This is a genomic window from Vagococcus fluvialis, assembly GCF_048815235.1.
In the GTDB taxonomy this organism is placed as follows: domain Bacteria; phylum Bacillota; class Bacilli; order Lactobacillales; family Vagococcaceae; genus Vagococcus.
Genome location: NZ_JBMEAO010000005.1, coordinates 112,928 through 135,740 on the forward strand (window position 1 = coordinate 112,928; position 22,813 = coordinate 135,740).

A 22,813-nucleotide genomic window follows, 5' to 3' on the forward strand; every position below is an offset into this window, starting at 1 on the left:
GATTGATATTAAATTACTACCATAAAAAAAGAAGCTAGCTAAACGCTAACTTCTTTTTTAAATTAATATTCTTCAAACCAATTAATAATTTGTTGGATTCTATCCATTCTCAAATTAGGTAAGCCTTGTCTAGAAAGTCCATGGCTTGATTCAGGATAAACCACCATTTTAGTTGGAATCTCATTTTTCTTCATTGCTGTATACATTTGTTCCCCTTGTTCTTGAGGACATCTTAAATCTTCTTCTCCGTGAAGGACTAACAAAGGTGTTTTAGCCTTATGAACGTGAGATAAAGGAGACATTTTCCATAATTTTTCAACATCAGACAAATCACTTTCTAATTGGTATTTAACAAAGAAAGGACCAATATCACTTGTTCCATAAAAGCTTAACCAGTTAGATATTGAACGTTGGGTTACTGCAGCTTTAAATCGATTAGTATGTCCAACAATCCAATTCGTCATGAAGCCACCATAGCTACCACCTGCTACGTATACTTGATTTTTATCAATTTCAGGATATTCTGTTAGACAGTAATCGAGACCTAACATGAGATCTTCATAATCCTCATTCCCGTAATCTCCTAAAATTGATTTTACAAATTCTTGACCATATCCTTGTCCACCACGAGGGTTTAGTAAGATAACACCGTAGCCATTTGCTGTATAAACTTGCATCTCATGGAAAAAACTTTCTCCGTACGCTACTTGTGGCCCACCATGAATATATAAAATAGCTTTATGATTTTCTTTTGATTCTACTGGTGGCATATACCATCCTTGTATATTCCAATCACGAGCTCCTTTAAACCAAAACATTTCTGGTTTACTTAATTCAATTTTAGAGAGTACCGTTCCATTAGGATTATATAATTCCTCTATCTTTTTAGTTGTTAAATTCAAAAGACCTAAACTACTTGGATTAGTTAATGTAGAATAGGTGACAATCATCGAATCGTCATCTATTAATACACCATCTGTTAGATGTAATCTTTCATTGTAAAGCTCTTTGACTTCACCTTGAATAGTTCCTTGATATAAAACGATTTTCCCATGCTCTGTTACTGGAAAAATAAAACTTTCATCATCAAGCCACTCAATAGATACACCTTTATTTTTTTGTTGAAAGTCACTTATTAAAGCATCGCCAACCTGTAAATCTTCATTTTCAGTTAAACATGTTAAAGTCGCTTTCTTAATATCATATAAATAAATTTTATCTTGAGTGACAAAACCATGAGTAAAATCATTTCCCACTAACAAACATAAGTTGTCATTCTTGATAGCACCAAAAGAAAAACTTCCTTCAGCTATCTCTTTTGTTAGAGAATAGCTATGTTTATCTTTTAAATCATAATAATAAACCGTAGAGCCATATCTCCATTCATCTTCAGAATCTAAATCTTCTTCAATTAACATAAATGATTCATCTTTAGCTACATGTTTTAAACTAAAACTGTAGTCTTTTTCTAGTATAGTATGACTGTTTGATTCAAAAGCAACATCTATTTTTTTTAATTGATATTGTTTGTTTTCAGGTAGTAATCCTGCCCCGTCAAGTTTGTAGCTTAATTTACTCCATGATTTAGATTGAGGAAAATCAGATTTTTCTTCTTCCTCAGGTAACTGACTTGTTTGATAATAAACACTTGCTCCAGTCTCATTCCAAATAAAAGAGGTTACCCCTTCTTTTTCATCCGTTAGATTAAAGGCGCGTCCACCTTGAATTGGCATCAACATAATTTGTTGTTTCTTTTTAGAATCAGCTGCTAAAAAACTTAGATACTTCTTATTAGGTGAAATACTTAGTCCACTTACTGAATGACTATCATTTCCCCATCTCTTCTTTTCACCTGTTTTTAAATGATACGAATAAATATAAGATTCGTAACGATTTTCTTCTTTATTTATGCTATTTTCAATATAAAAAATTTCCTCGTCACATTGAACAGGCTGAGCAACACTCTTTAAATCAAATAAACTTTCCTTTGTTATCTTTTCCAAATAAATCACCTCATTTTTTGTTATCTATCATTGTATCGAAGATGCTCTAAAAAAGCGACTATTGTCTGTTATAAAAAAGTATTAAATATCAACTGTCATCAAAACAGTATAATATTTAATACTTTTTCTAAATCATTGGTTTTTCAATAATCATATCATTTATCATCTCAAATATTTTTGGTTCATTTGTATGTGCCAACTCGTCTAAATCTATTTGTAAAAAACGATTATTTTCATAGTAATTAATAACATAAGACCCTCGTTCTAAATCCATAAAACTTGTAAATTGAGTATAATCAATAGCGCCATTACTTTTTATTTTAACTCCTTTTGGAATATAAACAGCTGATAGCATTCTTGATATCACATTAATACTTTCTTCTTGTGTACTTACTTTCTCACAATAATGATTCATAAAAGCTATTCTAATAAAACGGGAAATTGACGTATAATCTCCTGGAAGACCTAAAGCACCGCTTCCTGCTCCATTTCCTTTTGCTAAAAAGTTTTGGTAGCTATTCGGTTGAGCACTTTGGTTAGATAACATTGGATATTGATTTAGATTAGTTAAATGCCAAGGAAAACTTGGGCTATTTGCCATTACATTAACAGGATTTTCATAAACCTCTAGCCCAGTTTCGACAGGTTCAATGACAACTGAATTTCCAGTTTTATCAGCAACTATCCAGTGAAGGGGCAGTACTCCATTTACAATCGGAGCTATTTCGGCAACTATTGAAATGTCTTTTATCTTCGTAACCACATCTGCAACACTCTCACAGGTTCCAAGAACCCAAGCAACTACATCTTGCGGTGCTAATTCTTTTTTTTCAGGATGATTGTTTTCAAAATAAACAGCGTCGTCTGAAAAATATAATGAGGCTATGCTTAATCCTTTTTCATTCACTCCATCTCCAAATAAATAGTCATCAACCAAACGACCTGCTCCAACGAAGTTAAATTTAGTACAAAATGTTTTTCTCGAGTTGTTAGCATAAAAGTTAAAATCTTTTGGTATAAAAACTGGTTTAGCATCTAACGGTATAGAAAAATCCATGGTTCTAGCTAAGAAATATTCTTTTTGTTTATTCTCATAAATAACACTTGTACACATTTTACAACACTCCGTTCATCAATTTTATCTAAGTATACCCCTATCATTCTAACTTTTCAAAAAAATATAATAAATATGATAAAAAAACACTTAGTTTTTATTTTATGATATAATGAATAAAAAAGGAAGTGATAGTATGACTGAATTCTGGGCGTTATTTTTAGGTGGAACTTCTAAAGAATCTATGAAAGAAACACTTAGTTTTAAACAATCATTAATTCTAATTGGCAAATATTCTCTGCTAGCTTTAACTATTCCAGCTAGTTACTTATTCCTTTCTTACTTAGTTCAATCTGGCATTTGGTAAAATAAAATGGACAGGTCTAAAAGACCTATCCATTTTATTTTTTTCTGTTTTCCAAAGCTAATTCAACAGATTTTTCTGCTAGAATATTTTGTGGATCTATTACATGCTCATTTTGATAATTAGCCAAATCTTCCATTAAAGATAGCTCTGTGCAACCCAAAATAACCATCTCACAGTTTAACTCTTCAAACATTTTTCTTAAGATGTCATTATATAACTCCACATCAAGAATATTCTTTTGTTTGATTTTATCAAAAATCAACGTACTAACCATTTGTTGGATTTCCAAAGTTGGATGAATTAATTCAAATCCAGCATCTAAAATAAAGTTATCATAAATTTTATTTTTAATAGTACCTTCTGTACCAATAATGCCCACTCGTGTTCCTTTTGAATAATTTTTAGAAGCTTCCTCTACTGCTAATCTAGGCATATGCAAGATTGGAATGTCAGTTGCTTTTTCTAAATCATCAAAGAAATAATGAGCAGTATTACAAGTGAGTGCAAAAAATTTCGGATTAAGTGATCCTTGTTTTTCAATAATATTTAATAGATAAGGTAATGGATTTTCATTCTCTTCTTTATTCATCAAATAAGAACTTCTATCAGGTATCGTTGAATAATTAACCAACACATAATCTAAATAATCTTGATCGTTTTTAGTGGGTGTTTTTTGATTAATTTGCTTAATATATAACTCTGTTGCGATGGTTCCCATTCCACCAATAATGGTAAAGAAATTATCCATTTACTTACCTCCCTACTCTATGCCCAAATTGTTTAAAGGCTTTTCTATAATAACGGAACATACGTTGAAGTAGTAACCATCTCTTAAAGCTTTTATCACCTTCATAATAGAAAGTATAACCAAATCTTTTATCAGCGATCATTTTACGTGCTACTTCTTTAGCTGGAGACTCTGGTGTGTATTTTTCAAACACATCAACTGGTGCATTCAACCACAATTTACCTTGGTCTTCTGGAATGTCAGCGATAAATAACTCTTTATCTTTTAAATCGTCATAAATATAATCACGAACTACCCATTCAGCTAAATTGATACCATTTAAAGTTAAGAAGAAGCTACTTCTTCCTTGTCTTAGATTGATTTCAAAGTACTTAAATTTATTATCTTTGATATCGTATTTCAAATCAAAGTTAGCAAATCCCGTATACTTAATGTCTTCTAAGAAAAACTTCACTTGATTAAAGATTTCTTCATTGTAATCAGGAATAATACCTAAGTAATTTCCAATTCCTAACGGCGTTGGATCCTCAAGTACTGCATTACCTAAGCACATCATTTTAACTTGATGATTTTTATCCACATAGGCATTTAAAACACGCATTGGACTTTCATTTCCCACAACAAATTCTTGTAAAATCATTTTGTCTTGGTAGCCATCTTTATAGATACCGTGGATGACACGATTAAATTCAGTCATATTATCAATGATATACACTTTTTCTTTGATTGGAGAAGTAAAATCATTCCAAGTAACGCTGTTAACAGCTTTTAAAGCAACTGGGAAACCAAATGGTTGGAGTTCTTCTTTGTTTTCCACCATATCTCGTGTAATGACTTTACTCTTAGGATAAGGTAAGTCATATTTCTCACAAATAGCATAAAAGCTTTCTTTATTCTCTAACTCTTTTTCTAATTCCTTATCAATGTATGGGCAAATAAAGTGTTTAGATAATTCATCAATATGTCTTGATATTAATTCTGTATACCAGTCACCCATTCCCATTAAAATAACAGGAACATCACTATTTTCATATTCTTTAATCACTTCACGTATTTTATTGATGAAGGTTGGATCTGTATCAAAGTCTGTTACATACTCAATAGCCAAAATACTAGAGTGTTTAGTTGGAGCAATTTCAGCACTTGCTATTGTTCTAACAGGTTTCCCTGTTAACTCATAAAAAGACCGAGCCATTCCATACAGATTTAAATCGCCACCTAATAATACTGGAATAAAGTCCTTTTTCGTTGTCATTACATCTATCTCCTTCTCTAATTAGTTCTCAATAAAGAACACGCGATACCAAGCGATGAAGGTATAAATTGTAAATATTTTTTGCATATTTGCAATCCCTTGTTTTTGTTCTTCTAATAATTTATTTAAGTAATCAGTATTAAAGAATTTTTTAGCAATATCAGAATTAAAAGCTTCTTTGATCATTGCTTGGTATTTATCTTCTTTTAACCAAGTTGCTAATGGTGATGGGAATCCTAATTTTTCACGGTTTACAATACGCTCAGGTAATTGACTTTCAGATGCTTGACGCCAAGCAACTTTTGTCACGCCATCTTTAACGCGAGTGTTTGAAGGCATTTTTTGAGCAATTGCAGCAACTTCTTTATCAACTAATGGCGTACGAACCTCTAAAGAGTTTGCCATACTCATACGGTCTGCTTTATGTAAAATATCATAAGCTAACCAACCATGGATATCAAAATGTTGCATTTGTGTAATTGAATCTTTACCTTTAGCTTCGTTAAACATATCTTTAACGTATTCTGATGATGGACCATTGTAACGGCTGTCTTTTAATAATTCATCTCTTTCAGCTTGGTTAAAGACATAGTTTACTCGGTAATAACGTTCACTAATATCTTGTGCCCCACGGATTAAGAAACGACGTCCATGGAAATGAGGTAAACGTTTTGCTGTTTGAGCAAATAATTTTCTCATTGGTTTAGTTGTAAATTTCTCATATTTTTCAAAAGAACCTGCTTCTAAGTATGTATTGTATCCACCAAAGAACTCATCAGCACCCTCACCAGATAAAGCAACTTTTACATGTTTACTTGTTTCTTTAGATAAGAAGTAAAGTTGTAACGCTGATGGATTAGATAACGGCTCATCCATATGGTACATTGCTTTTGGAATAATATTGAAGAAATCTTCATCATCAATCATGATTGGAATATTTTTTTGGTTAATTTCTTCGGCAAATTGTTCTGCCCAAGGTAATTCACTAATTTTTTCATCATCAAATCCTAAAGAGAAAGAAGTGATATCGCGCTCTTTTGAAGCTTCATTTAAGATATAACTTGAATCAATTCCACTTGATAAGAAACTTCCAACTTCAACGTCAGCAATCATGTGTTTTGCTACTGACTCTTGAACTGTTTCAACGATTTGTTTTTTAGCTGTTTCCATATCAACAGATTTATCTTCTTTAAATTCGAAATGATAATACTCTTTAATTGATAATTTACCGTCTTTATAGATAAAGAAGTTTCCTGGATTTACCTTGTAAACATTTTTAAACATTGTTTCAGCACTTGGAATATATTCAAAACTTAAGTGAATTGGTAATAACTCTTCATTAAGTTCTTTAACAAATCCTGGATGGTCTAAAAATGATTTAATTTCAGATCCCCACATGAAGTTCTCTTCATCTTTGTAGTAGTATAAAGGCTTAATTCCAAAATGGTCACGAGCACCAAATACTTCTTGGTTTGTTTTGTCATAGATGATAAAAGCATACATTCCGCGAATACGGTCTAATAAGCCTTCTCCCCATGCATCATAACCATGGATTAAAACTTCTGAATCCACGTCTGTTCTAAAGTTATAACCTAACTCGATTAATTCGGCTCTTAACTCTAGGTAATTATAAATCTCACCATTGAATGTTAATACTTTTGTATCATCTTGATTATTCATTGGTTGCGCCCCATGATTTAAGTCGATAATTGATAATCTTCTAAATCCCATTGCGATATTGTCATCTTGATAAAACCCTTCATCATCTGGGCCTCTATGTACAATTCTGTCTGTCATTTTTTTTAATGTTTCACTTGCTGTTGTTGGGTGATTAATATATCCTACAAATCCACACATTCTAAAAATCCTCCATTTTATCTCTAAATTATAAATCTCATATTAAAAGCTTCCATTAAGCTTGATAATCATATTACGTATCAATTTACAAGTATACTTGAAAAAAGCAATAAATTAAAGACTTTCACTCATTCTTTTGTGCTTATTAAGATTTTTTTATGAATTTAAAAACACCTGTTAAAGATTGAAAATAAGACTAACTTTTAACTGATTTCCATTTGTCTTTTTAATTGCAATCTTTCCATTATGCCTTTTCGTTATTTCTTCAGCTATTGTTAAGCCTAATCCATGACCTTCCACTTCCGCATGTTTACCACGACTAAAAGCTTTAAACATCTCTTTTTCATTAGGTAAATCAGTTGCTTTTTTTATATCATTCATCACATCAATACAAATAAAGGATTTATCTTTGTACAAATTAATTGAAATAAGGCTATTATTTGGACTGTACTTTACGCTGTTATCCAACAATATTTTTATCAATTGAGACATACGCTGATAATCACCTATAAAGATATCTGTTTCGAGTAATTCATTTGTTATTTCGATTTGCTGATTGTTCTGTCTTATTCTATCACGGAAACTTCTAACACTATCCTGACAAACATCCGGTAAACTTAGTGGTTCTTTATGAATTGAAAAATCGGTTGATTCCAGTCGAGTTAATTCCAACAAATCATTGACCAATCGATTCATTTGATTTGTTTCATGTAGCAAATGTTTGATATATTCTTCCTTTTCTTCTTCACTTAAAAAATCACCTTGAAGTCCTTCTAAGGAATTTTTAATAACCATTACTGGTGTTCTAAGCTCATGAGAAATTTGTGATAAAAATAATTTTTGATTTTTTTCTTTATTAGTTTGTTCTTTTTGCGCCTCTAATAACCTTTTACTAAGTATGGATAGTTTATTACCTAATTTAGATAGTTCATCTTGCGTGGCTATTTCAATAGAGTCACCATAATTAGAATTTATTAACGTCTCTGTAAAGGACTCCATTTCATGAATCGGTTTAACAAATCGTCTAGCTAACATAATCGATATCACAATCGTTACAATTAAGGCTAGTACAACACTACTAATTAATAAGCGATAATCTGATAAAGTTTTAGTTAGTGAGTGTTCTTTTTGGGATAACACTATGACGCTACCAATTAATTGATTACTGTCATCCGTTAAAGGTACACCGTATCCTAGTGTATAAGGAACATCCTTTTCATTTATTTCAACTAATTGATTCGTTTGATTCATTTTAACAAGGTTCAATATATTCTGCCCAGCATTTGGCAATGAATCATTCTGATTTTTTTGAGACATCATATGACTTGAAAATAATGATTCTCCTTGTGGAGTAACAATGTAAATCTCATCTGTTGATAATTTACTAATTAGTGAAAGTAAATTATTCACCCCAGACATATGAGAGTTGCCTTTCATCATTCTTTGATGCATGCTGGCTTCTTCGTCATTACTATTTAAATAGCCCTCTGACATAATGGTCTCAGCAATGGTATCTCCTTGCTCTTTCATTTGTTCTTGATGTAGCTCAAGTCCTTGATTATTAAATAAACTGAAAAATATAGTCAACATGATAAGTGTAAATAACCCTAATAAAATAGTATATGACCATATCAGACGATGAACTATTTTTTTTTGTTTAATCATCTTTCACCTCAAACAAATAGCCTTTTCCCCAAACTGTTTTTATCTGCCAATTTAAAGTTTTTTCTGTTTTTAATTTTTCTCTTAAACGCTTAATATGACTATCTACCGTTCTTGAATCTCCGTAATAATCAATTCCCCATACCTTATCTAACAAATGATCTCTTGCAAAGAGTTGATTAGGATGTCTTGTAAATAAAGAAAGCAATTCGAATTCTTTCTTTGTTAAGTGAATCTCTTGATTGAATAAAGTAGTTTGATATTTTTGTGGATCAATAGTTAATCCAATAAATTGATTTTCTTTCTCTTCAGAATAATCGACTCTTCTCATAACTGCTCTAATTCTTGCTGCTACTTCCTCATGTGAAAATGGTTTGACAATGTAATCATCTGCTCCTACATCCAATCCCAATATTTTATCATGGTCTTCACTTTTTGCTGTAATCATAATAACTGGTGTCATTGCCTTTTTCCTGATTTCTCGACAGACTTCAAATCCATCCATCCCAGGTAACATAATATCTAGTAGGACTAAATCTACTGATTCTTTAAAAAATAAAGCCATTCCTTTTTCACCAGACTCAGCTTCTAACACCTGATGCCCTTTGCTAGATAAAAACTTAGTAAGCATTTTTCGTATGCCATTATTATCTTCAATAATCAATAATTTCATAAAAAAACTCCTAATATTTAATTACTTCTATTATGACATAATTCTGCCATAATCTTTAGCTATACTTACTATATCAAATATTTAGGAGGATAATAGCTATGAAGAAAAAAACAATTATTTTTACGTTGCTTAGTGTCATCGCTTTATTTCTAATAACAAGTACACTAACGCTTGCTAGTACGTCAAACACAGTAACAGATACCAGAGACTCTATGTACCAAGAAAACTTTTCAAAAAGACACATGAATAAAGAACGAAACTATGAAGGGCATTGTCACAATAACAATAATTTTAATAGAAACAATCATCATATGAATTTTAGAAGATAATAAAAAGCCTATGAGAGGTTTAGTCACCTCTCATAGGCTTTCATTCATTTTTAATTAACTTATCTCATTTCATGAACAATTGCTTTCATTTTTCTTTCAATTTCAATAAAATCACGGTGATTAAATGGAAAATCAAACAAATGAACTTGTTTAGAAAAACGTAATTCTTCTTCTAGAAGGTTAGGAATATTAGTCAATACTAAATCAGCTTCTTCCATTTCATTCGATGTAATAAATCGTAAGTTAAAATCGTATTTAAAACGATCCGTAATCTGATTAGTCACATTAGTTTTAACAAAAAATGGGAGGTCTGTATCTAGATAAAGCTTTATTTCTGATTCATAGTAAGTTAAAGGAAGAACGGAAGAAAAAAGCATCATATACTTCTGTAATAAAAAGCTTTTTTTAGTAAATAACACTTCCCCACTAACTTCATGTAACTCTTCTACCAATTCTTCTAAATGATTATTTAGATTGGGATAATCATCTTCTAAATTCCTAAAAATCATATGACCATCAATGTCTACTTGAATATTAGAGAACAATTGACTAAATAGATGGGTACAAAAACTAGTCACAAAAAAACGTGTCTCTAATTCTTCTGGGATCACATCTATTTTTTTATTAAATGTATCCATAAATAATTCTGTACTTTTATAGATATTAGATGACATTTTCTGATGGTAATTAAAGACACTATTACGATAATTTTCTGATTCAAAAAATTTCGGTTTTAACTGAAGTAAAACAACATAGAAATACAGTTCTGATTCAATATAAATATTATAGTCTGATATAAACACGTTTAGCATCGGTATTTTTTCAATTAATTTAGGTAAATTAACATATTGACGCCATTCATCTTCCATTGTAATGACATGTTTTTTTCTTAATCGTAAAATATTTACTGCCAGCATATAAGCCATTTGTTTTTGGTGAATGACAGAAAAACCTAGATCCAGCTCTTCAGAAAATCTATCTACCGAAGCGTAAATTTTTCTTTGGCTGATAAAATCAAAAGGCCATGTCACACCTTTAAAAATAATCCATGTGGTGATATAAATAATCAATCTAATTTGCTTTTCTTCTCCTTCAATTCTGAAGGAACTTCTTGATAAGCTTAACTGATAATTACTTAAAAATTGTTTGATTTTTTTTAATGACTTTCGAATAGAACTTTCACTAACATAATTATCAGCAGCGTATTTAGAAATTGACTCGAACTCTTCAAAAATAATCAGTTTAAAAATTTGCATCGTTTCATCATTCTCTAAAATGTAACTCTTCAATTCCATATAATTACTACCACTGTCTATTTCAAGTCTAACACCTTTATATTTTTCATAATGAATCACTACTAAATGATGTTTTTCTTCATTATAGTCATTGACTAATTCTTGTAAACGATGAATATATCGTTGGACAGTTCTTTCAACTACCATCAACTCCATACTAATTTCATTCACTGTATACCATCTATTATTATCTGAAATTAAATCTAATATATTGACCATTACCTGATTTTGCGTATCCAGTAAATTCATAATATCTTTTTCCATTTGCATCACCTTCTTAAGCAATTAAGTATTTCTTTTATTATACAACACAGAAAGTTTCTATACTAATAAGTGGCATTTTTTTAGCACAAAAAAAGAGAGTGACAATCAAGTCACTATCTCTTTTGTTATTTATTTTATTAGTCAAGAACTGATAGTGCTTCCTCAATATCTTGAATTAAATCAGCTACATCTTCAATACCACAAGATAACCTTAATAGTCCTGGCGTTACTCCTTGCTCCAATCGATCTGCTTCAGATAAGCAGGCATGGGACATCGTTCTAGGATAAGAGACAATTGATTCAACACCACCTAAACTGACAGCTATTATAGGTAAGGTTAATTTCTGAGTAAATTGATGGACTTTTTCTTCGTTACCTAAATCAAAGGAAAGGACTGCCCCACCACTTGATGCTTGTTTTTTATGTACTATATAGTTGGGGTGGGATTTTAATCCAGGATAAAAAACGCGTTCTATTTTTGAATGTTTCTCTAAAAACTCGGCAATTAATTGGGCATTCGCACAACTTTTTTCCATTCTAATTCCCATAGTTTTCATTCCCCTAAGAACCAACCAAGCGTCCTCTACACCTAATATTGCACCAAATGATTTTTGATAGAGACGTAAAGATTTAGCTAAATTAGGATTATTTAAAGCCACTAAACCTGCTACCACATCACTATGACCGTTCAAAAATTTTGTCGCACTTTCAATCACTATATCAACACCTAACTCAATCGGTTTTTGATATAAAGGTGTCATAAAAGTATTATCCATAATGGTTATTAATTCATATTTTTTAGCTAAGGCAACTAAAGCAGAAATATCTGAAATTTTTAGTAAAGGATTAGAAGGGGTCTCAATAAAAAGGACTTTTGTACTTGGTAAAATAGCCGCTTCAACCTCCTCAATGTTACTGCAATCGACAAAAGAAGAGGTAATCTGATAGTTAGGTAAAATATCTTTAACAAACTGACAGGTTCCGCCATAAACTTCTTTTGGAACAATTAGATGATCACCTGATTCTAATAACATTAATACAGTAGATATAGCTGCCATACCTGAGGCAAAGGCAAAACCATATTCAGCACCTTCCAACGCTGCAATTCCTTCTTCTAAAGCAGATATAGTTGGATTGCCAAATCTTGTATAATTGTAATCTTGTTCTTGAAAAACATCTTTTTGATTAAAGGTTGAGGCTTGATATTTAGGAATCGCTGAGGCTCCTGTATGTGGGTCTACGACAGGATAACCATGGATTAATTTCGTATTATCTAACATGTTAGACACACCTTTCTTTCTTTGCTTATTTATCATCATACACTTTATAACTACTAGTCTCAACTACGTTCTTAAAGATAAGAATAAACACTATCAGTTGTTTATCTTTTTTATTTCATGTATCATGAAAACGTAATCATTTTTATTTTAAAGGAGACTAATTATGGAAATTAAAATAGGAACTCATTATACAAAAGAAGTATACGTTACAAAAGACAATGTAGCGTCTAAATTTGAGGCAGATTTGCCTTCAGTTTTTTCAACACCTGATATGATTGCTGAAATGGAATCAGCTTGCTACCATTTATTAAAAGAAATTATTCCAGAAGAAATGACTTCTGTTGGAACGCATGTTAATGTGTCTCATGAAAAAGGGATTGTCATTGGTGATTTAGCCATTATCACAGCTGAAGTAATCGAAGTGGATCGCAAAAGAATCACATTTTCAGTCAAAGCTACTTGTGAAGGTGATATGGTAGGACAAGGAACTCACGAACGTTTTATTATCCTAAAAAAATAAAACAGGGTGGGTCAAAAGTCGTTTTGCTCTGAGCAACTGGAACAAAAAGCGAACAATCGTGATTTTCGATTGCTCGCTTTTTGTTCCAGTTGTCGTGGGAGCAGACTTTTTATCCCCTGACTATTAAAAATGATTCGCATAAATAAACGAGAGGCTGACATTTTGGGCAGGCTCTTTATACTTTTTTTAAATACCATTTATCCATTGCAGAATGGGGTGAGCCTTCTAAAGGCTTATCTAGTAATTCAAACTCATACTTATCATATAAAATACATGCAGCAGCTAAATCTGAATGCGTTTCTAGGTAACAAGCTTCGTAATGATTACTCGCAAACGCTAATGCCTTATCCATTAACTGTCTCGCAAGTCCATAACCGTGGAAAGCTTCATCCACATAAAGTTTTTGTAACTCACAGATAGCATCTTTAAAAGGCGCAATTCCAACACCGCCAACTATTTTACCTTCGTATTCAACTACCCAATATTGGCCATTTAGTTGTTTGTTATAAAAGGTATATAAATCATTTAATTCTGGATCAAAATAAGCTGTTCCTGGCTTATCAAATCCTAAAGACTTTAAAGATTTTTGAACTAGATCTTTAACTTCCTCTTTATCGCTTGATTCCATCTCTCTTAATTCCATACTCTTTTCTCCAATCAATCGTGACTAGCTAACCAATCTCTTAATATTTTTTTATAAGCCCTTTCCTCATCCACAAAAGGCATGTGGCGACTGTTAGCAAATAATTCCCACTTGGCATTTTTAATATGGTCATACATTGTTTTTGACACTACTGGTGTGCTTAAGTCATCTGCTCCACTTGTAATTAAAACAGGAACATCAATTTCTTTTAGTTTATTTGTATAATCAAATGTTTTTAAAGTCCCCATTGGGAAAAACTCATTTGGTCCCCAAGCATGAAGATAAGCAGCTTCCCCTCTATTTTTCTTTCTTCTAAGTGGTTCAGGTGATTCGTCAGTTGGAACGTCCCCTGCATGTCTTACCATAAAATGATCATTAGCTTTTAAATAAGCCTCACTAGTAAAGTTATTAATCGATTCAGCTGTTAAAATGGCTTCTTGATCTTCTTTAGGCATTAATTTTATTAATCGATGCTGTTCTTCTTTCCAAAGTTCAGCAGAAGATAATGTACTAGAAAGAATAGCACTTTTTATTCTTTGAGGTTTTTTATCACATAAGTACATGATTAATAGCATACCACCCCAAGATTGACCTAATAAGTGCATCTCATCTAACCCTAGATACTCTCTTAATGCGATTAACTCATTTAACCATGTTTCTCCTTGCCATAACTCAGGTTTATCAGGCATAGAAGATAAACCACAACCTAGTTGATCATACATAATAATTTGTCTACCATCTAAAGCTAATTCGTCAAAAAGCTCAAAATAGTTATGAGTCGAACCAGGACCACCATGTAATAGTAATAATGGTGCTTTATCAGTTTTTTCTCCAACTATCCGGTAATAGGTTTGATACTCTAAAAACGGCATATATCCTTCTTCAATTTTCACTTTATCTCCTACCTTCTATCTACTTATTGCTACGATTATAGAAAACTATTATCTACCTGTCCATCTTTTTCCTTTAAATAAAAAGAAGTTTAGCTTTTTAAACTAAACTCCTTTAACCATTTTCTCTGATAAGTTAGTTCTCCAAAATCATTTATCCCATATTGACGAAAAGTTTTGTATGAGACATCTAAAATAACTCTTTCACCATTAATTGTTTCAAATGTAAAACTAAAAGTAGTTGTCCATGTTCCACCATGGTCATTATAGTGATAATTTTTGGCCGAGTCTTTACTTATTAATGTTGCATCAATCGTTACTTTATCAGCAGTCAAGTTAAGAAGAAAATTAGTTAACTGAATACATAAAAGAATAATGATGATTACTATAATTAATGTGAATATCAATGAAAAAAAAGAAAAACTCTCAAAAAAATCCATATCCACAACTCCCTTCTAATTTTAAAAAAAGATTAACGATTACAATATCGTTAATCTCTAAAAATGATACAATTTTACCATCCACCAGAAAAACCACCACCACCAGAAGAACCGCCACCGAAGGAAGATCCTCCTCCGCCGCCACCAAATCCGGAACCAGAGTTACTGCTATTATGGTAACTTGACCAAATCATAGCTTGCATGTAGTAATTTCCTAATGACATATTAGTTAAGTCATTTAAGGCTTTACGTTTTTGATCACTTGAAATTTGTCTACGACGTTTTTCAGCAAAACGATAAGCTTTATTTAAAGACGTATTATCTATTTCTATTTCTTTTAATAATTGAGGATCAGATAAATCTTTATCTTTTAAGAAATAATAAACCATTAAAGCAATCTGTAATTCATGATCTATTTTTCTTAAGCGTGCCCCATTTTGCTCTAAATACAACTCACTTACTCGTTCAACGTACTCTTTATTTTGCTTAGAAATTCTTAAATTCTCTTTATGCTTTTGACTTGTTACTAAAACATACTGAGCGATAATTCCTACACTGTCTCCCACAAGATAAGGATTACTTTCGATTGGATAATTAAAGTCTTGTGCATCTGCTAATAACTCATCTTTTAGTTTTTTAAGATGTTTATTATCTAAATAAATTGAAATATCATACGGTGCATTTTTTTTATCTTTATTCCAATATTCAATAATACCGTCTACCAATAAATATTGACCTAACCATCTCTTCATTTCAGATGAGTCACTTAATACTTTTCCTTTACTAGGTAAACGATACAGTGTTTTTGCTAGGTGTTGTGATAAATTAACTTTTCTAACGCCTTGCATTTTTCCGGATAGTTCATTAGTTTTTTCTTGATAAATAAAGCCTGACATATTTTTATCTAGATATTCTTTTGTTATTGCTTTTCTAACTTTCTTAACGCCTAATCCATAAAGTGAAAAAGCTCCTATAACAAGCGCAATTAAGCCAAAGAAGACTGACATAATCATTTTGAATATTTTTTGGTCTCTTGCTTTTTCCATAGCTACATAGTCTCTAGCCGCATCTAAATCACTGTATTTTTCATTAACTAAACGTTCAATATTTTTAGATACTACCATAACAGCTTGACCATACTGCTCATCTTGTAGTAATTCAGTTGCTTCATCGGTTACCACTTTATCTTTCATACTGTCAGTAATAACGTCCTCGACACCATATCCTGTTTCGAGTTTATATTTTCTGTCTTCAACAGAAATAACAAATAAGAAACCATTATCTAAGTCTTTTTGTCCTATTTTAAGTTTTTCAAATTTATGGACAGCGTAATCTTCAATCGAACCATAATCATCGAGATTTTTTAAAGTCACAACAGCATATTGTGGATTTCCTGGTAACTCAATAAATGTTTTTTCGTTAATTTGTTTAATATAATCCTTATCTGCTTGAGTCAATATATTAGCGTTATCTTCAACAAATATATTATTTACCTCAGCCACTCCTAGATTAGGAAAGGCAACAAAGAAAGCTGTTACCATCATAAAGGTAATACCAATTAACCATGTAGATATTTTCTTTCTCAATTACTCCACCTCCTAAAAACAACTAGATCCTTATTTATTAAAATTAACTTCAGGTGCTTTTTCTGCTCCTTCTTGAGCTTCAAAATAATCTTTTTGTTCAAATCCTGTCATATTAGCAATCAAAGATTTTGGAAATTTTCTAATAGAGACATTGTAATTTTTTACTGCTTTATTGTAACGATCACGTTCAACAGAAATTCTATTTTCAGTGCTTTCTAACTGAGTCATTAATGTTTTAACATTTTCATTTGATTTTAAATCTGGGTAGTTTTCCATAACAACTAATAAACGAGATAAAGCTGTTTCCATTTCATTTGATGCTGCAGCAGTTTCTTTTACAGTACTTGCACCAGCCATTTTACTTCTAGCTTCTGAAATATCACCAAAAACTTCTTTTTCTTGTTTCATACTACCCTCTACTGAGTTAACTAAGTTAGGTACTAAATCATATCTTCTTTGTAATTTTGATTCGACGTTTGCCCACTGAGCATCTACATCAGCTTCTTTTGAAATCATACCGTTATATGTTGTAAAACCATATACAGCAAATAATGCAACCACTCCGATAATAATTAACAATGTTTTATTTTTTTTCATTTTTCTTCCTCCTAATTTTCGTGACCATTTAGTACTAATACAGCTATTATATGACGCTCATTAATAACTTTCATCAGCCTAAAGACCGATGAGAAACCTTTGAATACTTCCATTTTAACACGTTTATCAATATAAAAAAAAACAAAACATGTGTTTTAATGAAAAAAGATTGTAAGATAAGTCTAACAACTTATCTTACAATCTCTATTTTTTAGTATCTTCTACTACTCGGTTAATATGAATCACTAAATAAATCATTTCTGGTTCTTTAATTTCTACTTTTTTCACCTTTTGTAAATAATCTTTAATACGTTGGCTACAATTAAAAGCATCAGGGTATTTACTTTGAACCAGTTGGTAGAGAAATTCATCAGTCTCCTCTACCGTTTTGTTTTCAAGAATTCGCTTCACAAAATATTGAATGTGGGTAACCATTCTATTATAACTTAGTGAACTCTCATCAAACATGATTCCAAAAAACCGGCTAATTATTTGAAGAATGTCTCGTACCATCTCAGTACTTTCCATGGTCACTGGTAATTCATTTGAACTTTTTCGGCTATTAGCTAAATGAAGGGCGATAAAACCTGCTTCGTCAATCGGGAAAGTGGTTTTAAATTTTCGATTGATTCTTTCGATGGCTTGAGAAGCAATCTTGAATTCTTCTGGATAAAACTTACGTATCTCAAAAAGTAATGGATTGGGAATAAAGACACCTTGCTTTCCTCTTTCAATGGCATAATTCAAGTGGTCTGTTAATGTGATATAAGCCTGATCTGAATATTCTTGATTAGTCATTTTTTCAGCATAAAGAATAATTTCTTTCGCAATATCAAGCACAGCTGGATTAACAGTCATAATCATTTTTTCAATTTCTCTCACTTCAGTTTGAGCTCCTGAAACAAAAATCTTATCTACTTTATCCATGTCAATCTCAGAACCAACTTTTTTTTGAAAAGCCAATCCTTTCCCCATCACAATAATCTCTTCGGAACGATCATTTTCAGAGATAACAACATTATTATTTAATATTTTTTTTATAATCACGTGTTATCTCTCCTTTTTTAGATCCTATCATCTTTATCTCTATTCTAGCGTAATTTATATTTTTTGTAACCCTCTTTATTTAACTAGAGTTAAGAAATCTTCTCCCTCAATCACTTCTGATTGATTGAAATCTAACACATCTAAATAATCAGTATGATTTGTTACAACAATAGGTGTAACTACAGGCTTACCAGCTTCTTGAATAGCTTTAATATCGAATTTAACTAGTAAATCTCCTGATTTAACTGAATCTCCTTGAGAAACCAGTTTTTCAAATCCTTTACCTTCTAATTCAACTGTATCCATCCCAATATGCATTAGAATTTCAGCTCCACTTTCAGTTGTTAAACCTACTGCGTGTCCTGTTGGGAAAATAGTTGTTACGACTCCATTAGCTGGAGCTCTTAATTCTCCAATGGTTGGTTCAATGGCAATTCCTTTTCCTAATGCTCCTGAGGCAAATACTTCATCTGGAACGTCATTCATTGAAACAATTTTTCCTGTTAATGGCGCTTTTAAAATTTCACGCCCTTTATTTTCAACACTTGTCTTTGTAACTTCTGCTTCTAGTTCTTCTTCTTTATCAAATCCTAATACTAAAGTTAAAACAAATGCGATTACGAATGAAACTGCTGTTCCAATAATTCCCATAACAACACTTGATTCAACGCCATCAATGTTACTAATAAACCCTGGAATACTTAGTAAACTGATTAAACCACCAGCAAACATTTTAACACCAGCTCCACCAATGATTGCTCCACCTACAGCTCCACCAATACACGCTGCATAAAATGGCTTTTTAAGTGGTAACGTTACACCATAAACAGTTGGTTCTGTAATACCAAAAATTGCTGTTAAAGTTCCTGAAATAGCCAATGCTTTTCTTTTTTCAGATTTTGTTTTAATAGCAACTGCTAAAGCAGCTCCTGCTTGAGCAATAACTGCTCCAAGTAACATTGCTGTCATTGTGTCATAACCATTTGTTGTTAAATTAACTAAAGCAATTGGAATGAATCCCCAATGCATACCAAACATAACAAATACTTGCCATAAACCACCCATAACAGCTCCAGCTACAATTGGACTAAAGCCAAAGATAGCACTATAACCTTTACCTAAAACAGCACCAATAATTGTTCCTAAAGGTCCAATCGCAACAAACGCAAGTGGAACCATGATTAATACAGTAATAAGTGGAACTAAAATAATTTGTAAGAAACCTGGTGAGATTTTTTTAGCAAATTTTTCTACATAAGTTTGAATCCACACAGCAATAATAATTGGAATAACAGTTTGCATATAGCCTGTAGGACCCATGATTACTGGAATTCCAAAGAAATCTAATCCTGATTGAGCACCAGCCACTGCTGTAATTGCAGGATATAATAAAGCTCCTGATACAGCCAAAGCAATAAACGGATCTGCTTTGAATTTTTTAGCAGCTGTAAAAGCAATAGCAAAAGGCAGGAATTGCATAAAGCCATCAGAAGCTGCAAATAGGATTTGATAAGCTCCTGATTCTGCAGAAAGTAAACCAGTTACAACTAATAACGTTAATAATCCTTTTAAAACCCCAACACCAGCAAGAGCACCTAAGAAAGGAGTAAAAATACCTGAAATAATATCAATAAACTGATTAAAAATATTTCCTTTTGGTCCTTCTGCATCTGATGAAGATTCACCTAAACCTGAAATCTCTGTTAATTCTGCGTACACTTCATTTACATGACTACCAATAACAACTTGATATTGACCGCCACTTTGAACAACTTGAATCACGCCAGGATGCTTTTTGATTTCTTCTGTCTTAGCAACCGATTCATCCTTAAGTTTAAATCTTAATCGTGTCGCACAATGAACCACACTATTAACATTTTTCTTTCCTCCAACTAATTCAAGTACATCACTTGCTAGTTGTTTATTTGATTCTTTTGACATGTTAATTCCTCCTAATTTGTTTGTCTCATTTCCAGAACAACAAAAAAACCCAAACTGAGAGAAATATATTAGAATTAGCTACAAAAATAGCCGCTCTTAATATATTTTCTTTCAATTTAGGTTTTGCCTGCCGCACAGTCACAATCCTTATATGTCTACATGGATAATAACATCCTTTCAAATTAATGTAAACACTTTCTTCAAAAGATATTTTAAAAATAACAAAAAACTGAAATAGATTAATCTCTCTATTTCAGTTTTTATATGGGTCAATTAGAATTTTTTACTTAAAGGTACTGCTATTAAAGCCATTAATCCTAAACCTAAAATACCAATCACCCCAGTGGATGCTTCGCCTGTTTTAGGTAAAGATTTATCATTTTTTTTGTCAGAAGAGTTAATTACTTTACTCTCAGAAACACTTTCTTTCGTTTGACTAGTAGAATCAGTTGTACTCTCCCCTGTTTCTTCTGTTGGAGTGACACTAGTTGAGATTAAAGGCGCAATTCGTCCAAAAGGCAACTGTTTCCCTTCTGCTGTTAACTTATCTTCAAGTTTTTGTAACTCATTTAATCGCTCTACTAACTGATTAGTGCTTAATCCAAGCCCTGGGATAAAACTACTATTAACTGGATACAACGTATCTAAATATGTTTTTAAACGTTCGACTTCAGGAATCATACTAGAGAAACTCGAAAATGATGACGGATCAAATGCTAATTGCGTTAAAGCATCATTTACATTAACCGTTTTATCATTAAATAAGGTCTTAAGAAGTCTTCCATAAGCGCCATAGTCCATACCTGTCACATCGTAATTATAACGTGTAAATAGCGTCATTGTTTGTTCTAGTTGCTCATCTGTGTAGTTATCCAATTCTTCTTTTGACACACCAAAATCACCTGATAATAAAGTTTCTCTAATTTGTGATGGAGAAGGTTTTTCATCAACTGGCACATTTTCACCTTTTTTCTCACCAATCAATTTGTCTAATCCTTCTTCAATTTTAGGGACTACTTCTTCAGGTACCACTTCTTTGGAAGTAGTTTCATTCGTTTGTTCTACTTCACTTTGAGCTGTTTCTTCAGTCACTGTTTCCTCAGTATCAGAGACTTCATTATCTTTTTTAATGACTTCCACTATTTCTGAAGATTCTAAACTTTTTTCTGTTGCTAATGAATATGATGGTGCTCCAACACCAATTATTAAGCTTAATAAAAAAATAAATCTTATTTTTTTCATTAACTCTTCCTCCATTCCTTATGTAATAATTGTAACACATCTGTAACATTCAACCAATACATTCTTTTATTTCTTAATATTTTATTAACATATTCACTAAAAAAGTGTTAAACATCAGAAATTATCACTAATTTCCGTGTTTAACACTTATGCATTATTATTCTGCGAATGATTTTCCTGGTACAAAACTTGTATAAATTAAATCATTATCAGTTTCTTCATTATTGATTAATTGCATTAATTTTTCTACCGCAACCATTCCCCAACGTTTTTTAGAAAAACTAATCGAGGCAATTGTTGGCGAAATAATATTGCCATAATAAGCATTATCAAAACCAATAATATTAACATCTTTTCCAATTTCAAGCTCAGTTCGTTTAAAGAAGTCATACATCCCAATTACCATTTCATCGTTAAATGAAAAGATAGAAATTGGTTTATTCGTCATTCTTAAATAAATCGCTTCTGCAATTTTTCTCCCTGATTTAGCATCAAAATCTCCTTGATGAACGGTATAGTCTTTACCATATCTTTTAAGTTCGTTCTCTGCAGCCTCTAAACGTTGCATACTATCAAATGAATTTTCAGGACCTGTTACTAGATGTATAGCTGTTGCTGGTTGTTCCATCATTTTTTCAACGGCTAAAGTCGCACCACCAACATTATCAAGTAACACATGACATAGATTTTTCCCTTCTACTTCTCGGTCTAATGTTACTAATTTGTAACCAGACTCCCCGTATTTTTGAATTTCTTCCGTGTCGAAAGTCCAATCTAATATGATAACGCCATCAACCATGCGTTCAGGGATAAATAAATGAGATCTTTTCCCGCTACATACAATCATCTCATAATCATAAGATTGTAAGCCATGCTTAATACCATCTAATAATTCGCCGTAGAAACTCCCTAAATAGTCAGATAAGTAAACTCCAATTATTTTGGTTTCTCTTCTCTTCAATGCTTTAGCTGCCATATTAGGCACATAATTCATTTCATCGGCAATTTTTTTGATCCTTTTTCTTGTTTCCTCTGTAACCTTGTCACTTCCATTTAATGCGTATGAAACAGTTGAGATAGACACGCCAGCTTCTTTAGCTATATCTCTAATACCAACCAT

21 protein-coding genes are annotated in these 22,813 nt (G+C 31.8%); 3 read left to right on the forward strand and 18 right to left on the reverse strand.

Annotation, left to right across the window (positions count from 1 at the left end; translation table 11 throughout):
* Positions 1 to 62: 62 nt before the first annotated feature.
* Both ACODH8_RS04775 and ACODH8_RS04780 read right to left on the reverse strand, forming a co-directional pair.
* Positions 63 to 2,012 (reverse strand): S9 family peptidase, encoded by a 1,950-nt coding sequence (locus tag ACODH8_RS04775; RefSeq protein WP_332525803.1) that lies wholly within the window; start codon positions 2,010 to 2,012, stop codon positions 63 to 65.
* A gap of 118 nt (positions 2,013 to 2,130) precedes the next feature.
* Positions 2,131 to 3,117 (reverse strand): choloylglycine hydrolase family protein, encoded by a 987-nt coding sequence (locus tag ACODH8_RS04780; protein ID WP_332464592.1) that lies wholly within the window; start codon positions 3,115 to 3,117, stop codon positions 2,131 to 2,133.
* Positions 3,118 to 3,253: 136 nt separating this feature from the next.
* Here ACODH8_RS04780 and ACODH8_RS04785 point away from each other — a divergent pair, with 136 nt between their 5' ends.
* Positions 3,254 to 3,424, forward strand: a complete 171-nt coding sequence (locus ACODH8_RS04785; protein ID WP_332464591.1) for a hypothetical protein — start codon at positions 3,254 to 3,256, stop codon at positions 3,422 to 3,424.
* A 34-nt stretch (positions 3,425 to 3,458) separates the two neighbouring features.
* Here the strand turns inward: ACODH8_RS04785 and ACODH8_RS04790 are convergent, their stop codons facing one another.
* The 5 genes from ACODH8_RS04790 to ACODH8_RS04810 form a co-directional block, all read right to left on the reverse strand.
* On the reverse strand, positions 3,459 to 4,172 hold the full coding sequence (locus ACODH8_RS04790) for an amino acid racemase (RefSeq protein ID WP_332464590.1): 714 nt from the start codon (positions 4,170 to 4,172) through the stop codon (positions 3,459 to 3,461).
* 4 nt (positions 4,173 to 4,176) lie between these two features.
* Positions 4,177 to 5,427, reverse strand: a complete 1,251-nt coding sequence (locus tag ACODH8_RS04795) for a carboxylate--amine ligase (protein WP_332464589.1) — start codon at positions 5,425 to 5,427, stop codon at positions 4,177 to 4,179.
* A 21-nt stretch (positions 5,428 to 5,448) separates the two neighbouring features.
* On the reverse strand, positions 5,449 to 7,284 hold the full coding sequence (gene asnB, locus ACODH8_RS04800; protein ID WP_332464588.1) for an asparagine synthase (glutamine-hydrolyzing): 1,836 nt from the start codon (positions 7,282 to 7,284) through the stop codon (positions 5,449 to 5,451).
* Positions 7,285 to 7,461: 177 nt separating this feature from the next.
* On the reverse strand, positions 7,462 to 8,949 hold the full coding sequence (locus ACODH8_RS04805; RefSeq protein WP_332464587.1) for a HAMP domain-containing sensor histidine kinase: 1,488 nt from the start codon (positions 8,947 to 8,949) through the stop codon (positions 7,462 to 7,464).
* The gene (locus ACODH8_RS04810; RefSeq protein WP_420517582.1) at positions 8,942 to 9,619 is read right to left on the reverse strand and encodes a response regulator transcription factor; all 678 of its coding nucleotides are present in this window, start codon (positions 9,617 to 9,619) and stop codon (positions 8,942 to 8,944) included. The genes ACODH8_RS04805 and ACODH8_RS04810 overlap by 8 nt, the downstream gene beginning before the upstream one ends.
* Before the next feature lie 98 nt (positions 9,620 to 9,717).
* Here ACODH8_RS04810 and ACODH8_RS04815 point away from each other — a divergent pair, with 98 nt between their 5' ends.
* A complete protein-coding gene (locus tag ACODH8_RS04815; RefSeq protein WP_332464585.1) occupies positions 9,718 to 9,948 on the forward strand; it encodes a hypothetical protein in 231 nt (76 codons plus the stop codon).
* A gap of 59 nt (positions 9,949 to 10,007) precedes the next feature.
* Here the strand turns inward: ACODH8_RS04815 and ACODH8_RS04820 are convergent, their stop codons facing one another.
* The gene (locus tag ACODH8_RS04820) at positions 10,008 to 11,507 is read right to left on the reverse strand and encodes a helix-turn-helix domain-containing protein (RefSeq protein ID WP_332464584.1); all 1,500 of its coding nucleotides are present in this window, start codon (positions 11,505 to 11,507) and stop codon (positions 10,008 to 10,010) included.
* Between the two features lie 137 nt (positions 11,508 to 11,644).
* Entirely contained in the window at positions 11,645 to 12,787 is a 1,143-nt protein-coding gene (locus ACODH8_RS04825) for a PLP-dependent aspartate aminotransferase family protein (protein ID WP_332464583.1), read from the reverse strand.
* Between the two features lie 163 nt (positions 12,788 to 12,950).
* Here ACODH8_RS04825 and ACODH8_RS04830 point away from each other — a divergent pair, with 163 nt between their 5' ends.
* Positions 12,951 to 13,307: a thioesterase family protein gene (locus ACODH8_RS04830; protein WP_332464582.1), complete on the forward strand. Its 357-nt coding sequence runs from the start codon at positions 12,951 to 12,953 to the stop codon at positions 13,305 to 13,307.
* Between the two features lie 175 nt (positions 13,308 to 13,482).
* On the opposite strand, the gene ACODH8_RS04835 is transcribed toward ACODH8_RS04830, so the two are convergent.
* The 9 genes from ACODH8_RS04835 to ACODH8_RS04875 form a co-directional block, all read right to left on the reverse strand.
* On the reverse strand, positions 13,483 to 13,950 hold the full coding sequence (locus ACODH8_RS04835; protein WP_332464581.1) for a GNAT family N-acetyltransferase: 468 nt from the start codon (positions 13,948 to 13,950) through the stop codon (positions 13,483 to 13,485).
* Between the two features lie 14 nt (positions 13,951 to 13,964).
* The gene (gene pepI / locus ACODH8_RS04840) at positions 13,965 to 14,843 is read right to left on the reverse strand and encodes a proline iminopeptidase (RefSeq protein ID WP_332464580.1); all 879 of its coding nucleotides are present in this window, start codon (positions 14,841 to 14,843) and stop codon (positions 13,965 to 13,967) included.
* Between the two features lie 89 nt (positions 14,844 to 14,932).
* Positions 14,933 to 15,280 carry a DUF2500 family protein gene (locus ACODH8_RS04845; RefSeq protein WP_332464579.1) on the reverse strand — a complete coding sequence of 116 codons (348 nt, stop codon included), beginning with the start codon at positions 15,278 to 15,280 and terminating at the stop codon, positions 14,933 to 14,935.
* Positions 15,281 to 15,354: 74 nt separating this feature from the next.
* Entirely contained in the window at positions 15,355 to 16,866 is a 1,512-nt protein-coding gene (locus tag ACODH8_RS04850; RefSeq protein ID WP_332464578.1) for a TPM domain-containing protein, read from the reverse strand.
* Positions 16,867 to 16,896: 30 nt separating this feature from the next.
* Entirely contained in the window at positions 16,897 to 17,463 is a 567-nt protein-coding gene (locus ACODH8_RS04855; RefSeq protein ID WP_420517583.1) for a LemA family protein, read from the reverse strand.
* A 204-nt stretch (positions 17,464 to 17,667) separates the two neighbouring features.
* On the reverse strand, positions 17,668 to 18,510 hold the full coding sequence (gene licT, locus ACODH8_RS04860; RefSeq protein ID WP_332464576.1) for a BglG family transcription antiterminator LicT: 843 nt from the start codon (positions 18,508 to 18,510) through the stop codon (positions 17,668 to 17,670).
* Between the two features lie 75 nt (positions 18,511 to 18,585).
* On the reverse strand, positions 18,586 to 20,451 hold the full coding sequence (locus ACODH8_RS04865; RefSeq protein ID WP_332464575.1) for a beta-glucoside-specific PTS transporter subunit IIABC: 1,866 nt from the start codon (positions 20,449 to 20,451) through the stop codon (positions 18,586 to 18,588).
* A 273-nt stretch (positions 20,452 to 20,724) separates the two neighbouring features.
* Positions 20,725 to 21,693 carry an LPXTG cell wall anchor domain-containing protein gene (locus ACODH8_RS04870; protein ID WP_332464574.1) on the reverse strand — a complete coding sequence of 323 codons (969 nt, stop codon included), beginning with the start codon at positions 21,691 to 21,693 and terminating at the stop codon, positions 20,725 to 20,727.
* 157 nt (positions 21,694 to 21,850) lie between these two features.
* Positions 21,851 to 22,813, reverse strand: a complete 963-nt coding sequence (locus ACODH8_RS04875) for a LacI family DNA-binding transcriptional regulator (protein ID WP_332464573.1) — start codon at positions 22,811 to 22,813, stop codon at positions 21,851 to 21,853.